At 65.5% G+C, this 13,392-nt stretch carries 13 protein-coding genes and 1 other RNA gene; 6 read left to right on the forward strand and 8 right to left on the reverse strand.

Annotation, left to right across the window (positions count from 1 at the left end):
- Nucleotides 1-70: 70 nt before the first annotated feature.
- The 4 genes from ACVMDN_RS34930 to dapE all read left to right on the forward strand — a co-directional run bounded on the left by ACVMDN_RS34930 (nucleotide 71) and on the right by dapE (nucleotide 3,898).
- The gene (locus tag ACVMDN_RS34930) at nucleotides 71-760 is read left to right on the forward strand and encodes a pyrimidine 5'-nucleotidase (protein ID WP_076834923.1); all 690 of its coding nucleotides are present in this window, start codon (nucleotides 71-73) and stop codon (nucleotides 758-760) included.
- Between the two features lie 255 nt (nucleotides 761-1,015).
- Nucleotides 1,016-1,861: a 2,3,4,5-tetrahydropyridine-2,6-dicarboxylate N-succinyltransferase gene (gene dapD, locus ACVMDN_RS34935; RefSeq protein WP_076834922.1), complete on the forward strand. Its 846-nt coding sequence runs from the start codon at nucleotides 1,016-1,018 to the stop codon at nucleotides 1,859-1,861.
- Between the two features lie 241 nt (nucleotides 1,862-2,102).
- Nucleotides 2,103-2,714: a DUF805 domain-containing protein gene (locus ACVMDN_RS34940; protein WP_076834921.1), complete on the forward strand. Its 612-nt coding sequence runs from the start codon at nucleotides 2,103-2,105 to the stop codon at nucleotides 2,712-2,714.
- A gap of 17 nt (nucleotides 2,715-2,731) precedes the next feature.
- Nucleotides 2,732-3,898, forward strand: a complete 1,167-nt coding sequence (gene dapE, locus ACVMDN_RS34945) for a succinyl-diaminopimelate desuccinylase (RefSeq protein WP_076834920.1) — start codon at nucleotides 2,732-2,734, stop codon at nucleotides 3,896-3,898.
- Nucleotides 3,899-4,147: 249 nt separating this feature from the next.
- Here the strand turns inward: dapE and truA are convergent, their stop codons facing one another.
- The 3 genes from truA to def all read right to left on the reverse strand — a co-directional run bounded on the left by truA (nucleotide 4,148) and on the right by def (nucleotide 6,498).
- Nucleotides 4,148-4,885 (reverse strand): tRNA pseudouridine(38-40) synthase TruA, encoded by a 738-nt coding sequence (gene truA / locus ACVMDN_RS34950; RefSeq protein WP_076834919.1) that lies wholly within the window; start codon nucleotides 4,883-4,885, stop codon nucleotides 4,148-4,150.
- On the reverse strand, nucleotides 4,885-5,820 hold the full coding sequence (fmt, locus tag ACVMDN_RS34955) for a methionyl-tRNA formyltransferase (protein ID WP_076834918.1): 936 nt from the start codon (nucleotides 5,818-5,820) through the stop codon (nucleotides 4,885-4,887). The genes truA and fmt overlap by 1 nt, the downstream gene beginning before the upstream one ends.
- A 150-nt stretch (nucleotides 5,821-5,970) precedes the next feature.
- Nucleotides 5,971-6,498 (reverse strand): peptide deformylase, encoded by a 528-nt coding sequence (gene def, locus ACVMDN_RS34960; protein ID WP_038385628.1) that lies wholly within the window; start codon nucleotides 6,496-6,498, stop codon nucleotides 5,971-5,973.
- A gap of 170 nt (nucleotides 6,499-6,668) precedes the next feature.
- Here def and ACVMDN_RS34965 point away from each other — a divergent pair, with 170 nt between their 5' ends.
- Both ACVMDN_RS34965 and ACVMDN_RS34970 read left to right on the forward strand, forming a co-directional pair.
- Nucleotides 6,669-7,886, forward strand: coding sequence for a DNA recombination protein RmuC (locus ACVMDN_RS34965; RefSeq protein ID WP_076834917.1), 1,218 nt, complete (start codon nucleotides 6,669-6,671; stop codon nucleotides 7,884-7,886).
- A gap of 187 nt (nucleotides 7,887-8,073) precedes the next feature.
- The gene (locus ACVMDN_RS34970) at nucleotides 8,074-9,444 is read left to right on the forward strand and encodes an AmpG family muropeptide MFS transporter (RefSeq protein ID WP_076834916.1); all 1,371 of its coding nucleotides are present in this window, start codon (nucleotides 8,074-8,076) and stop codon (nucleotides 9,442-9,444) included.
- A gap of 299 nt (nucleotides 9,445-9,743) precedes the next feature.
- Here the strand turns inward: ACVMDN_RS34970 and ACVMDN_RS34975 are convergent, their stop codons facing one another.
- From ACVMDN_RS34975 to ffs, 5 genes are all read right to left on the reverse strand, one after another.
- Nucleotides 9,744-10,187: a hypothetical protein gene (locus tag ACVMDN_RS34975; RefSeq protein ID WP_371852196.1), complete on the reverse strand. Its 444-nt coding sequence runs from the start codon at nucleotides 10,185-10,187 to the stop codon at nucleotides 9,744-9,746.
- Nucleotides 10,188-10,334: 147 nt separating this feature from the next.
- Nucleotides 10,335-10,940 (reverse strand): recombination mediator RecR, encoded by a 606-nt coding sequence (gene recR / locus ACVMDN_RS34980; protein ID WP_028335942.1) that lies wholly within the window; start codon nucleotides 10,938-10,940, stop codon nucleotides 10,335-10,337.
- The gene (locus ACVMDN_RS34985) at nucleotides 10,941-11,261 is read right to left on the reverse strand and encodes a YbaB/EbfC family nucleoid-associated protein (protein ID WP_028335943.1); all 321 of its coding nucleotides are present in this window, start codon (nucleotides 11,259-11,261) and stop codon (nucleotides 10,941-10,943) included.
- 23 nt (nucleotides 11,262-11,284) lie between these two features.
- A complete protein-coding gene (locus tag ACVMDN_RS34990) occupies nucleotides 11,285-13,138 on the reverse strand; it encodes a DNA polymerase III subunit gamma/tau (RefSeq protein WP_076834915.1) in 1,854 nt (617 codons plus the stop codon).
- Nucleotides 13,139-13,250: 112 nt separating this feature from the next.
- Nucleotides 13,251-13,347: signal recognition particle sRNA small type (ffs, locus tag ACVMDN_RS34995), an RNA gene on the reverse strand.
- Between the last annotated feature and the right edge of the window lie 45 nt (nucleotides 13,348-13,392).

The following is a 13,392-nucleotide window of genomic DNA, read 5'->3' on the forward strand; positions in this document are numbered from 1 at the left end:
GGGTCCTGGCTTTCGCCAGGACGACGGCGGAGGGCGGAACGACGTTCACGCTGACAAGTGGAGAGCCACAATGAATACTCCCCGCAGCTTCAGCCATGTCGAGACCTGGGTGTTCGACCTCGACAACACGCTGTACCCGCATCACGTCAACCTGTGGCAGCAGGTCGATGCGCGGATCGGCGAGTTCGTCAGCAACTGGCTGAAGATCTCTCCCGAGGAAGCACGGCGGCTGCAGAAGGACTACTACCTGCGCTACGGCACCACGATGCGCGGTATGATGACCGAGCACGGCGTGCAGGCCGACGACTATCTCGCTTATGTGCACAAGATCGACCACTCGCCGCTGCAGCCGAATCCGGCGATGGGAGCCGCGATCGCAAAACTGCCGGGGCGCAAGCTGATCCTGACCAACGGCTCGGTCGACCATGTCGATGCGGTGCTGGGCCGGCTCGGCATCGGCAACCATTTCGACGGCGTGTTCGACATCATCGCCGCCGATCTCGAGCCGAAGCCGGCACCGCAGACCTACCAGAAGTTCCTCAGGCTCCACGACGTCGATCCGGCGAGGGCTGCGATGTTCGAGGACCTCGCGCGCAATTTGGTGGTGCCGCATGAGCTCGGCATGACCACCGTGCTCGTCGTGCCCGACGGCAGCCAGGAGGTGGTGCGCGAGACCTGGGAGCTCGAAGGCCGCGACGCCGCCCATGTCGACCATGTCACGGATGATCTCACCGGCTTCCTGCAGCAGCTGAAGCCGTAGCCTCTCAACAGGTGTCGTCCCGGCGAAAGCCGGAACCCATAACCACCAATCTGCGCTTGGCTACGCGCCGTGGCACCAGCGTGCCGCAACACGGGCATTTGTGGTTATGGGTCCCGGCTCGCGCTTCGCTTGGCCGGGACGACGGAAGAGAGACCACTCGGCGACGGAGGAGTTTGCCTTGACTCCGCGGCCCCAAATTCCGAAAAAGCCCCGCAAAATCCCGTCATAATCCCCGATACGCCAAGGATTGTCCCGATGTCGCTGTCCGCCCTCGAAACCACCGTCAACACCGCGTTCGACGCCCGCGAAGGCATTTCGACCTCGACCAAGGGCGAGGTCCGCGAGGCGGTCGACCACGCGCTGGAGCTGCTCGACAAGGGCGAGGCCCGTGTCGCCGAGCGCGAGACGAGCGGCAAGTGGAAGGTCAATCAGTGGCTGAAGAAGGCCGTGCTGCTGTCGTTCCGCCTCAACGACATGGGTCAGATCGCGGGTGGCCCGGGCAAGGCATCGTGGTGGGACAAGGTGCCGTCGAAGTTCGAGGGCTGGGGCGAGAACCGTTTCCGCGACGCCGGCTTCCGCGCCGTGCCGGGCGCGATCGTGCGCCGCTCGGCCTTCATCGCCCGCAACGTCGTGCTGATGCCCTCCTTCGTCAATCTCGGCGCCCATGTCGATGAAGCCACCATGATCGACACCTGGTCGACGGTCGGCTCCTGCGCCCAGATCGGCAAGCGCGTGCACATCTCCGGCGGCGTCGGCATCGGCGGCGTGCTCGAGCCGCTGCAGGCCGAGCCCGTGATCGTCGAGGACGACTGCTTCATCGGCGCGCGCTCGGAGGTCGCCGAGGGCGTGATCGTGCGCAAGGGCGCGGTGCTGTCGATGGGCGTGTTCCTCGGCGCCTCGACCAAGATCGTCGACCGCGAGACCGGCGAAATCTTCGTCGGCGAGGTCCCGGAATATGCCGTCGTGGTGCCCGGCACCCTGCCGGCCAAGCCGCTGAAGAACGGCCAGCCGGGACCTGCCACCGCCTGCGCCGTGATCGTCAAGCGGGTCGACGAGCGCACCCGCGCCAAGACCAGCATCAACGAGCTGCTGCGGGATTGATCGCTTTTCCGCCGCGAGATCAGTCCATCACCGTCACCCTGAGGAGCCTGCGAAGCAGGCGTCTCGAAGGGTCGACGGCCACCAGCGGGGCCGTGCATCCTTCGAGGCTCGCCCAGCGGCGCAATTGCGCCGCAAGGCTCGCACCTCAGGACGACGGGTCTGGACTGATCGAACCAATTTCGATCCGACGCCGACATATCTCCGGGCTGCGAAGAATTGCCGCAGCCCGGAGCTTATTTTCATGGACTGGGCCAACTACCTGTTCGGCTTCAAGGGCCGCGTCAACCGGGCCAAATTCTGGCTCGCAGGGCTGATCATCGTCTGCTGGATGATGTTCCTAGCTTTACTCGCGGTCTCGGCCGGCCTCGGCGGCAAGAACGGGTTCAGCTTCAATGTCGACGACATCTTCCGGGCCTTCGACCCCGACAGCTACAAATCGCTGAGCTGGGCCGGATTGCCGGCATTGCTGGTCAAGGCCTGCGGAACGTTCTTGTTCGTTTGGGTCTATGTCGCTGTCTCGATCAAGCGACTGCACGACCGCGACAAGAGCGGCTGGTGGATGGTCCCGTTCTTCGCGATCCCGGGTCTCATGAGCCAGTTCTCGGACCGGCTCTCCGATGAATCCTATTGGGTGACGGCCGCGGGCCTGATCGTCTTCGTGCTTTATGTCTGGGGCTTCGTCGAGCTCGCCTTTCTGCGCGGCACCAGCTACCCCAATCGCTACGGCCCCAATCCGCTTGGGAAAACCCATGTGCGGCAAGGCCGCGACAGCGGGTCGCGCTCCGCGCGCGGCTGGGATCAGCAGAGCGAGATCGATATCGTGCCGCACAAAGCTGGTCCACCCGCCGTGTGACGTGTTAAGCGAGGCGCATGAGTGATGCCGTCTCGATTACCCGCGATCTCGTTCGCTGCCCCTCCGTCACCCCGGCCGACGCCGGCGCGCTTGGCGTTCTCGAAAACCTGCTGAAAGCCGCAGGCTTCGAAGTCCACCGCGTGACCTTCTCCGAGCCCGGCACCGCCGATATCGACAACCTCTATGCGCGCATCGGCACCTCGGCGCCGCATATCACCTTCGCTGGCCACACCGACGTGGTGCCGCCCGGCGATGAAGCGGCGTGGACGCTCGGCGCGTTCTCCGGCGAGGTGAAGGACGGTTATCTCTATGGCCGCGGCGCCGTCGACATGAAGGGCGGCATCGCCTGCAGCGTCGCCGCGGTGCTGCAATATCTGCAGGACCGTGGCGGCAAGCCACAAGAGAATGGCAACGGCTCGATCTCCTTCCTGATCACCGGCGACGAGGAAGACGTCTCGATCAACGGCACCGTCAAGCTGTTGAAATGGTGCGCCGAGCGTGGCGAGACATTCGATCATTGCGTGCTCGGCGAGCCCTCGAATGTCGAAGTGCTGGGCGACATGATCAAGATCGGCCGGCGCGGCTCGCAGTCCGGCACGCTGGTGGTCGACGGCGTGCAGGGCCATGTCGCCTATCCGCACCGCGCCTCCAACCCGGTGCCTGATATCTCGCGGCTGATCGTGGCGCTGAGTGACGAGCCGCTCGATCACGGCAGCGCGCAGTTCCAGGCCAGCAACCTCGAATTCACCACCGTCGATGTCGGCAACACCGCGACCAACGTGATCCCCGGCCAGGCACGGGCGAAGTTCAACATCCGCTACAACGACAACCACACCCAGGAGAGCCTGCGGCAGATGGTCGATGAGCGGCTGGCGAAAGCCTGCGGCAACCGGATCCGCGCCCATATCGATTGGCAACCGTCGAACTCGAACGTGTTCGTCACCCAGCCCGGCCCGTTCACCGACCTCGCGGTCGCCGCGATCGAGGAGATCACCGGCCGCAGGCCGGAGCTATCGACCTCCGGCGGCACCTCGGACGCGCGCTTCATCTCGAGCTATTGCCCGGTGATCGAGTTCGGCCTGGTCGGTCAGACCATGCACCAGGTCGACGAGCGCACGCCGGTGGCCGATCTGGAGAAGCTGACGCGGATCTATCGGGGCGTGCTGGAGCGGTATTTCGGGTAGGCCAGCCGCCCGGCTGGACAAAAACATCGAAAACAACCCCATGCACAGTAGGGGTTGGGGCTCCGAGTTATCCACCCGCACCAGATACAGCGTGGTATTTCGGGTACTCACATCCGTAGAATGGGTAGAGCGCAGCGAAACCCATCATGGGCGCCGCGGATTCGAAGTGATGGGTTTCGCGGAGTTTATCATCGGGCCGCGCGTTGCGCGGACCCGTTGGCTTCACCCATCCTACGAGATCATTCCCGCCTAGTAATCCACCCGCATCAGGTAGAGCCCGTCCGGCGGCGCCACGGGGCCGCAGGCGGCGCGGTTGCGGGCGGCGAGCGCACCGGCAAGATCGTCGGCGCTCCAGCGACCCTCGCCGACCCAGACCAGCGAGCCCACCATCGAACGCACCTGGCTGTGCAGGAACGAGCGCGCCGACGTCACGATGTTGACGGCGGCGCCGTCACGGGTGACATCGAGCTGATCGAGCGTCTTCTCCGGCGATTTGGCCTGGCACTCGGTGTCGCGGAAGGTGGTGAAGTCGTGCTTGCCGAGCAGGCGCTGCGCGGCGGCGTGCATCGCGTCAGCATCGAGCGCGCGCGGCACGCGCCAGACGCGGCCGATGTCGAGCGCGAGGTTCGCGCGCGTGTTGGTGATGCGATAGAGATAGTGCCGCCTGGTCGCGGAGAACCGCGCCTCGAAATCGTCGGGCACGATGTCAGCCGCGAGCACGCCGATCGGATTGGGCCGCAGATGCGCATTCAGCCCGTCGCGAAAGCGGCCGGGCGGAAAATGCTTGGCGATGTCGCAATGCGCGACCTGGCCGCGCGCATGCACTCCGGCATCGGTACGCCCTGCGCCGTGGACGCGCACGTCCTCGCCGCAGATCGCCTTGACCGCCGCCTCCAGCGCGCCCTGCACGGTCGGCGCGGTGTCCTGGATCTGCCAGCCGGAGAACGGCGTGCCGTCATATTCGATGGTGAGCTTGTAGCGGGGCATCAGCCGAGCCGCGCAGGCGGCTTCAACGGCGTGCCGCGCAAGAAATCCGCTGCCTTCATCGGCGCCTTGCCGGCGCGCTGCAGTTCGAGGATCCGGATCGCGCCGTCGCCGCAGGCGATCGCGAAATTGTCGTCGAGCACATCGCCCGGTGCGCCCGAGCCTTTCGCCAGCTCGCAGCGCAGGATCTTCAGCCGCACCGGCTCGCCTTCGCCGGCAAGCTCGCACCAGGCGCCGGGAAACGGCGAGAGCCCGTGAATGTGCCGCAGCACCATATGCGCCGGCTGTGTCCAGTCGATCCGCGCCTCGGCCTTCTCGATCTTGGCCGCATAGGTGACGCCGTCCTCGCTCTGCTTCGTCAGTTGCAAGCCGCCGCGCCCGAGCGCCGCCATCGCGCGCACCATCAGGTCGGCACCGAGCGGCGCCAGCGCGTCGTGCAGATCGGATGCCGTCATGCTGTCCGATATCGGCAACCGCTCGGCCATCGCGACGTCCCCGGTGTCGAGGCCGACATCCATCTTCATCACCATCACGCCGCTCGCGGCATCGCCAGCCATGATGGCGCGGTTGATCGGCGCGGCGCCGCGCCAGCGCGGCAGCAGCGAGGCATGCAGGTTGAAGCAGCCGAGCTTCGGCGCGTCGAGAATGGCTTGCGGCAGGATCATGCCATAGGCGACGACGACGGCGGCATCCGCGTCATGCGCGCGAAACTCCTCGAGCGCTTCCGAGGTCTTGAGGGTCTTCGGCGTCAGCACGGGAATGCCGAGGCGGCGCGCCTCCTGCTCGACCGGCGTCGGCTGCAATTGCAGGCCGCGCCGCCCGCCCGGCTTCGGCCCGCGGGTGTAGACCGCCACGACCTCATGGCCATGGGCTACGAGCTCCAGCAGCGTCGGCACCGCGAAATCGGGCGTGCCCATGAAGATCAGGCGGAGAGGCATTAGACAGGCTCGGTAGCAGTTGGAGTGCTTAAGCGCGAAGCGCGTCTTCGCACAAGAAGCCCCGGGCATCCACGTTTTCGGCGACAGCGAAGCAAGACGTGGATGGCCGGGTCAAGCCCGGCCATGACGCGTCCGGGAAAGCGACCGCGCCTACTCCGCCGCGCGCTTGGCGGCCTTCTCGAATTTCTTGAACACGCGGTCGCGCTTCAGTTTCGACAGATAATCCACGAACAGCACGCCGTTGAGATGATCGATTTCGTGCTGGATGCAGGTGGCGTAGAGCCCTTCCGCATCCTCCTCATGCACCGTGCCGTCGAGATCGGTGAATCGCACGCGCACCCGCGCCGGCCGCTCGACCTCCTCGTAATATTCGGGGATCGACAGGCAGCCCTCTTCGTACACCGACAGTTCTTCCGAACGCGCAATGATCTCCGGATTGATGAAGACGCGCGGCTTCGCCGTGGTCTCGCCGTTCTCGTCGCGCTTGGCGAGATCCATGGTGATCAGCCGCAGCGGCTGCGCGACCTGAATCGCCGCGAGCCCAATGCCGGGCGCGTCATACATGGTCTCGAGCATGTCGTCGGCCAGCTTGCGGATCTCCGGCGTCACCTTCTCGATCGGTTTCGACACCAGCCGCAACTGCTTGTCCGGCAGGATGATAATTTCTCTTAATGCCATGGCGGCGATTTAAGCTGCTGACTTCATGGGGTCAATGCGCTCAGGAACCCGTTAGGACAACCTTAACCACGTTTCTTCACCCCGCATTAACCCGGAAAATCAGGAATGCATTTGCCTTAAACGTTCCCTCTTCGTTCGCACCTGGCCGCGAATCGGCTACAACTGCCGGCATGAACGAGATTCTCCTCACGATTGGCGACCTTCCCGTCCGTGTCTCCGACGCCTTGATCGGCCTTGGGGCGCTGGCGCTGATCCTGCTGTTCGCCATTGCGGTGGTGATCGCACGCGCCAGCCGGCGCGGCGCGGAACTCGCAATGGCCCAGGCCATCCGCGCCGACGAACTGGAGGAGCGCCTCGCCGACATGCTGCGGGCCCAGAGCGAATCCTCCGGGCGGGTCGATGCCAAGGTTGATACTATGGCGCAGGCGCTGGCCGGCCGCCAGGCCGAGATGGCCCGCGCCGTCAACGAGCGGCTCGATTCGGTGACCCACCGGGTCGGCCAGTCGATGGAGCAATCGACCCGCAACACGATGGATTCGCTGCGCGTGCTGCACGAGCGGCTCGGCATCATCGACCACGCCCACAAGAACCTCAACGAGCTCACCACCCAGGTGACGACGCTGCGCGACGTGCTCGCCAACAAGCAATCGCGCGGCGCCTTCGGCCAGGCGCGGATGGAGGCGATCGTCCAGGACGGCATGCCGAAGGGCTCGTTCGAGTTCCAGTACACGCTGACGTCGGGCAAGCGGCCGGACTGCGTGGTGTTTCTGCCCGACCAGCGCCCGCTCTGCATCGACGCGAAATTCCCGCTCGAGGCCATGACCGCGCTGCACGATGCGCGCAGCGACGAGGAGCGCAAATTCGCCAGCCAGCGGCTGCGCGCCGACGTGCTGAAGCATGTCAGCGACATCGCGGAGAAGTACCTGATCCCTGGCGAGACCCAGGACACCGCGCTGATGTTCGTGCCGTCGGAATCGGTCTATGCCGAGATCCATGACGGCTTCGACGACGTGATCCAGAAGGCCTATCGCGCGCGCGTCGTGCTGGTATCGCCCTCGCTCTTGATGCTGGCGATCCAGGTGATGCAGCAGATCCTGAAGGACGCCCGCATCCGCGACGCCGCCGACCAGATCCGCAACGAGGTGATGCATCTCGGCGACGACCTCGGCCGCCTGCGCGATCGCGTGCTCAAGCTGCAGACCCATTTCGGCCAGGTGAACGAGGACGTCAGGCAGATCCTGATCTCCGCCGACAAGATCGAGAAACGCGCCGGCCGGATCGAGGAACTCGACTTCAGCAAGTCCGAGACCCCGATCGAGGTCCCCCGCTTCGTCAAGCCCGCCCCCGACCTGTTCCCCGCCCCGCGCAAGCTGCAGGCAGGGGAGTAGCCACCTCGCCCCGCTTGCGGGGAGAGGTCGAAATTCGCGCATCGCGCGAATTTCGGGTGAGGGGGAGCTTCCGCACATTGCACCCGTCATAATTCGCTGAGAAAGCCCCTCACCCCAACCCTCTCCCCGCGAAAGAGCGGGGAGAGGGAGCCAAGGCAGCTGCGGTCGAATCTGCTAACAGAGGGACATGACCGCGCCCGAAGTGACCGCGACCCAATCGGAAAAGAATCCCCCCGCCGCCACCTCCTGGCGCGACAGTTTTGCGGTGTATCTGCAGCCGCGGGTGCTGATCGTGCTGCTGCTGGGCTTCTCCTCGGGGCTGCCGCTGGCACTGTCGGGCTCGACGCTGCAGGTCTGGATGAAGGAGGCCGGGGTCGATCTCGGCACCATCGGGCTGCTGGCGCTGATCGGCACGCCCTACACGCTGAAATTCCTCTGGGCGCCGCTGGTCGACGCGCTGCATGTTCCGCTGTTCACGCAGATGTTCGGCCGCCGCCGCGGCTGGCTGCTGTTCTCGCAGCTGCTGCTGATCGCGGCGATCCTGGTGCTGGCGATGGCCGATCCGGCGCGATCGCCGTGGTTCGCGGCCTTCGCCGCGCTGCTGGTCGCAACCGCATCGTCGACGCAGGACATCGTGGTCGATGCCTTCCGCGTCGAAAGCCTGCCTGAAAGCGAGCAGGCCGCCGGCATGGCGTCCTATGTCGCGGCGTACCGCGTCGGCATGCTGGTCTCGACCGCAGGCGCGCTGTTCATCGTCAGCGGCTTCGAGTCCGCTGGCCTCGTGCGCCTGTCGGCCTGGATGTGGGGCTACGTGGTGATGGCCGCGCTGGTCGTGATCGGCATCGTCACCGCGCTTGCGGCGACCGAGCCGACGCAATCGAAGGGCGCGGAGGCGGCGACGCATGCGCAGAACCCGGCCGAACGCGTGCTACATGCCGCGCTCGGCGCGTTCTCCGAGTTCCTCAGCCGCAAGGACGCCTTCGCGGCGCTCGCCTTTGTGGTGCTGTTCAAGTTCACCGACGCGTTTTCAGGCACCATGACCGCGCCGTTCGTGATCGACATCGGCTTTTCCAAGGTCGATTACGCGGCGATCGTGAAAGGCGTCGGCCTTGCCGCGACCCTGATCGGCGGCTTTGCCGGCGGCTTCGTGGCGCGGCGCTATTCGCTCGCGACTAGCCTCTGGATCGGCGGCGTGCTGCAGGCGGTCGCCAATCTCTCATTCTCCTGGCTCGCCCATGTCGGCGTCGATCAATGGGCGCTCGCGCTTGCGATCACCGCGGAGAATTTCACCAGCGCGATCGGCACCGTGATCTTCGTCGCCTATTTGTCGGCGCTGTGCCGCAATCCGCTGCACACCGCGACCCAGTACGCGCTGCTCACGGCGCTCGCCGCGGTCGGCCGCACCTATCTGTCGTCAGGCGCCGGTTATGTCGCCAAGGCCGTCGGCTGGCAGATGTTCTTCGTGATCTGCGTGCTGGTCGCGATCCCGAGCCTGATCCTGCTCGCCTGGCTGCAGCGGCGCGGGCATTTCGACGAGCTGGGGCCGGTCAGGGTTTAGTCGCCTGTAGCCCGGCTTGACCGGGTGAATCCGCCCTGTATTCCAGAGGCGTTCGTAATTCAGCGGGGAAGCGGCGGAACCACTCTCTCCGCGCGTCGTCCTGGCGAAAGCCAGGACCCATTACCCCAAATGCGAATTGTTGCGCGATGTCGAGGCCACGATCCATCCGACAAGCAAGGCCAGTGATTATGGGTCCTGACCTTCGCCAGGACGACGATGAGGATGGGTCGCAACTCAAGAAACAGCGCGGTGTCATTACCCGCGCATCCAGGCGATGACACCGTAACCGAGGCACGATCCTACTTCGCCACCACGCTCCACTTTGTGACGATGGCTTCGCTCATCTCGCCGGCGTCCTTGGCGCAGGCGACTTCGTCGACCTTCACCGAGATTTCCTTGCCGGAGAGGCTTTTGAGTTGCGCGGCCTGGGCGTCGTTGGTCGGAATCAGCTGGAAGGTTTCCGGCCCGGTCTCGAGATTGCACAGACCGTTCGGCGGCGGCAGGCGGCGCGGCTCGCTGGTGATCTGGTAGGTCGCGACGCGCTTGCCGCGGTTCTTGGCGTCACGCACCTTCATGACGCCGAGCTCTCCCGACAGCACGTCGCCGGCGTGGATCATCTTGCCGGGCTTCTGCGGGGCGTCGGCCTGCTGCGCGAGCGCGCAAGGCGCGGCGAACGTTGCCGTCAGAAGCGCAAAGCCCAAACGTACGCCGAACAAGCGTACGCCGAATCGGTGTGCCGTCATTGTCAGTGGTTCCGTATCTTGATTCGTCAGAGCGTGAATGACCGTCCCCGAATCGGCATCCACCCTACCATTTTGTTTTGGTGCGATCTTTTCGGATTGTGACCGATCGCTTGGCGCCTGACGCGTGCTCGGCGCCAGCATCGCGCGCTAGAACAGCGTCCGCTGCCGCATGGCTGCAGATAGCGTACCTTCATCGAGGTAATCAAGCTCTCCGCCGACCGGCACGCCATGCGCCAGCCGCGTCACCCGCACATTGGCCTCCGACAACAGGTCGGTGATGTAATGCGCGGTGGTCTGGCCGTCGACGGTCGCATTGAGCGCCAAAATGATCTCGCTGACCTCAGGCGCATGCGCGCGTGCCACCAGCTGATCGATGGTGAGATCCTGCGGACCGACGCCGTCGAGCGGCGACAGCGTTGCGCCGAGCACGTGATAGCGGCCATTGGTCGCATTGGCGCGTTCCAGCGCCCAGAGGTCGGCGACGTCAGCGACCACGACGATGATCGAGGGATCGCGGCGCGGATCGGTGCACACGGTGCAGGGGTTTTGTGTATCGATGTTTCCGCAGGTCTTGCAGACCTGGATCTTGTCGATCGCGACCTGCAGCGCCGCGGTCAGCGGCGTCATCAGGGCTTCGCGCTTCTTGATCAGATGCAGCGCCGCGCGCCGCGCCGAACGGGGCCCGAGGCCCGGCAGCCGCGCCAGCAACTGGATCAGGCGTTCAATCTCGGGGCCGGCAACGCTTGCAGCCATTTAAGTCGGACCAAATCCCGGCGGCAGGCCGAGCCCGCCGGTGAGCGCCATCATCTTCTCCTGCATCGCGGTCTCGGCCTTGCGGCGTGCATCGCCATGCGCGGTGACCAGGAGATCCTCGAGCACCTCGCGTTCCTCCGGCTTCATCAGCGACGGATCGATCTTGATGCCCTTCACTTCCATCTTGGCGGTCATGCGCACCGTGACCAGGCCGCCGCCGGAGATGCCTTCGACCTCGACATTGCCGAGCTGTTCCTGCATCTCCTGCATCTTGGATTGCAGCTGCGCTGCCTGCTTCATCATGCCGAGAAAATCAGCCATGCGTGCGTCCCTATAGCCAAATATCAATCGTCGTCGCTGTCGGAAGTTTCAATCGGGTCTTCGCCTGACGCATCCGAAACCGGAACCTCGGCGGCAAGGCGGCGAACCTCGACCACCTTGGTGCCGGGGAAGCGCGCCAGCACCTCCTGCACGCGCGGATCGGCCTCGGCGGCGCGCTGGTGCTCGCTGCGCGCCAGTTCGTTCTGCGAGCGCACCGTGGGCTGGCCGGCCTCGTTGGAGATGATCACGGTCCAGCGCCGCCCGGTCCATAGTTCGAGCTTGCGCGACAGATCGGTGACCAGCGCGCGCTGCGCCTTCGGCTCGAGGGCGATCTCGAGCTGGCCGTCCTCGATGCGCACCAGCCGCACATCGGCTTCCAGCGCACTCTTCATCATGATGTCGCGCTTCTCGCCGGCGAGCGCGATCAGTTGCGGAAAGCTTGATATCCGCAGCGCCGGCGCGGCATCGGCGACCGGCGCTGCCATCTGCGGACGCGCGGCGAGATCGCCGCGCGGCGCGGCCTGCGGCGTGCGCACCGGCGCCGACGGCATGGCCGACATCGCCGAGCTCGGTGCGCCGCGTGACGGTGACGACGCGGCGGAACCCGACGTCGCGGGCGCAGCGCCACCGCCATTCTGCTCGATCATCCGGATCGCCTCATCCGGCGTCGGCAGATCGGCGACATAGGCAATCCGCACCAGCACCATTTCGGCGGCAGCGGCCGGGCGTGTCGCGGTCTGCACCTCGGCGATGCCCTTGAGCAGCATCTGCCACATCCGCGACAGCACCCGCATCGACAGCTTGGCGGCGAATTCACGCGCCCGCACCCGCTCGGTCTCGCCGAACGCGACATTGTCGGCCGTCCCCGGCACGAACTTCACGCGGGTGACGAAATTGACGAACTCGGCAAGGTCGGACAGCACCACGACCGGATCGGCGCCGACGTCATATTGCGCGCGGAATTCGGCGAAGGCGGCGGCGATATCGCCGCGCGCCAGCTGTTCGAACAGATCGATCACGCGGGTGCGGTCGGCGAGGCCGAGCATCTGCCTGACCGCGTCGGCCTTCACATTGCCGGCGGCATGCGCAATCGCCTGGTCGAACAGCGACAGCGAGTCGCGCACCGATCCCTCGGCCGCCCGCGCGATGATGCCGAGCGCCTCGGGCTCGACCTCGACGCCTTCCTTGGTCGCGATATTGCCGAGATGCTTCATCAGCACGTCGGCTTCGACGCGGCGCAGGTCGAAGCGCTGGCAGCGCGACAGCACCGTGATCGGAACCTTGCGGATTTCGGTGGTGGCGAACACGAATTTGGCGTGCTCCGGCGGCTCCTCCAGCGTCTTCAGGAAGGCGTTGAAGGCCGCCGTCGACAGCATGTGGACTTCGTCGATGATATAGACCTTGTAGCGCGCGCTGGCCGGCGCGTAGCGCACGCTGTCATTGATCTGGCGGACATCGTCGACCCCGGTGTGGGACGCGGCGTCCATCTCCAGCACGTCCATGTGCCGGCTTTCCATGATCGCCTGGCAGTGGATGCCGAGGTCCGGCATGTGGATGGTCGGCCCCTGCACCGAGCCGTCCGGCTTGGCGTAGTTCAAGGCGCGGGCGAGGATGCGCGCGGTGGTGGTCTTGCCAACCCCGCGGACGCCGGTGAGAATCCAGGCCTGCGGAATTCGCCCGGTCTCGAACGCGTTCGAGACGGTGCGCACCATGGCCTCCTGGCCGATCAGGTCCTCGAAGCTGGAGGGGCGGTATTTGCGGGCAAGAACGCGGTAGGGTTTTGCGGCGTCCGGCGCGCCGCCGAGATCGAAACCGCCGTCAAGGCTCCCTTTGCCTGCGCCGTCGGACGGATGGGAGGGGTCGCCAGCGTCATTCATGCATCGATCCGCAACTTGGGAATTGTCTCTTCAGCCGGCGTGCGGATAGGAGCCAAAATCGAGCGCCGGGCGCGGAGACCGCCATTCCAGCGCGATTCGCTCGGAAAAACAGGTAGGAGACTGACGAGCGACCCGATCCGGACCTCGTTAGGGCTGCTTCCTTCCGGACCTGACCCGGTTGGCGAGTGGCTCGTCCACCGCCAATCTCCCGGTCCCTATTTGGGGCCAAAACCGCCGGAAAGCAAGCGGCCTGA

The sequence above is a fragment of the Bradyrhizobium sp. USDA 4510 genome (assembly GCF_054059095.1).

Excerpts from the sequence above, each read along its gene's own strand:
- ACVMDN_RS34930 (WP_076834923.1), top strand. The coding sequence starts at position 71 with ATGAATACTCCCCGCAGCTTCAGCCATGTCGAGACCTGGGTGTTCGAC.
- dapD (WP_076834922.1), top strand. The coding sequence starts at position 1,016 with ATGTCGCTGTCCGCCCTCGAAACCACCGTCAACACCGCGTTCGACGCC.
- ACVMDN_RS34940 (WP_076834921.1), top strand. The coding sequence starts at position 2,103 with ATGGACTGGGCCAACTACCTGTTCGGCTTCAAGGGCCGCGTCAACCGG.
- dapE (WP_076834920.1), top strand. The coding sequence starts at position 2,732 with ATGAGTGATGCCGTCTCGATTACCCGCGATCTCGTTCGCTGCCCCTCC.
- truA (WP_076834919.1), bottom strand. The coding sequence starts at position 4,885 with ATGCCCCGCTACAAGCTCACCATCGAATATGACGGCACGCCGTTCTCC.
- fmt (WP_076834918.1), bottom strand. The coding sequence starts at position 5,820 with ATGCCTCTCCGCCTGATCTTCATGGGCACGCCCGATTTCGCGGTGCCG.
- def (WP_038385628.1), bottom strand. The coding sequence starts at position 6,498 with ATGGCATTAAGAGAAATTATCATCCTGCCGGACAAGCAGTTGCGGCTG.
- ACVMDN_RS34965 (WP_076834917.1), top strand. The coding sequence starts at position 6,669 with ATGAACGAGATTCTCCTCACGATTGGCGACCTTCCCGTCCGTGTCTCC.
- ACVMDN_RS34970 (WP_076834916.1), top strand. The coding sequence starts at position 8,074 with ATGACCGCGCCCGAAGTGACCGCGACCCAATCGGAAAAGAATCCCCCC.
- ACVMDN_RS34975 (WP_371852196.1), bottom strand. The coding sequence starts at position 10,187 with ATGACGGCACACCGATTCGGCGTACGCTTGTTCGGCGTACGTTTGGGC.
- recR (WP_028335942.1), bottom strand. The coding sequence starts at position 10,940 with ATGGCTGCAAGCGTTGCCGGCCCCGAGATTGAACGCCTGATCCAGTTG.
- ACVMDN_RS34985 (WP_028335943.1), bottom strand. The coding sequence starts at position 11,261 with ATGGCTGATTTTCTCGGCATGATGAAGCAGGCAGCGCAGCTGCAATCC.
- ACVMDN_RS34990 (WP_076834915.1), bottom strand. The coding sequence starts at position 13,138 with ATGAATGACGCTGGCGACCCCTCCCATCCGTCCGACGGCGCAGGCAAA.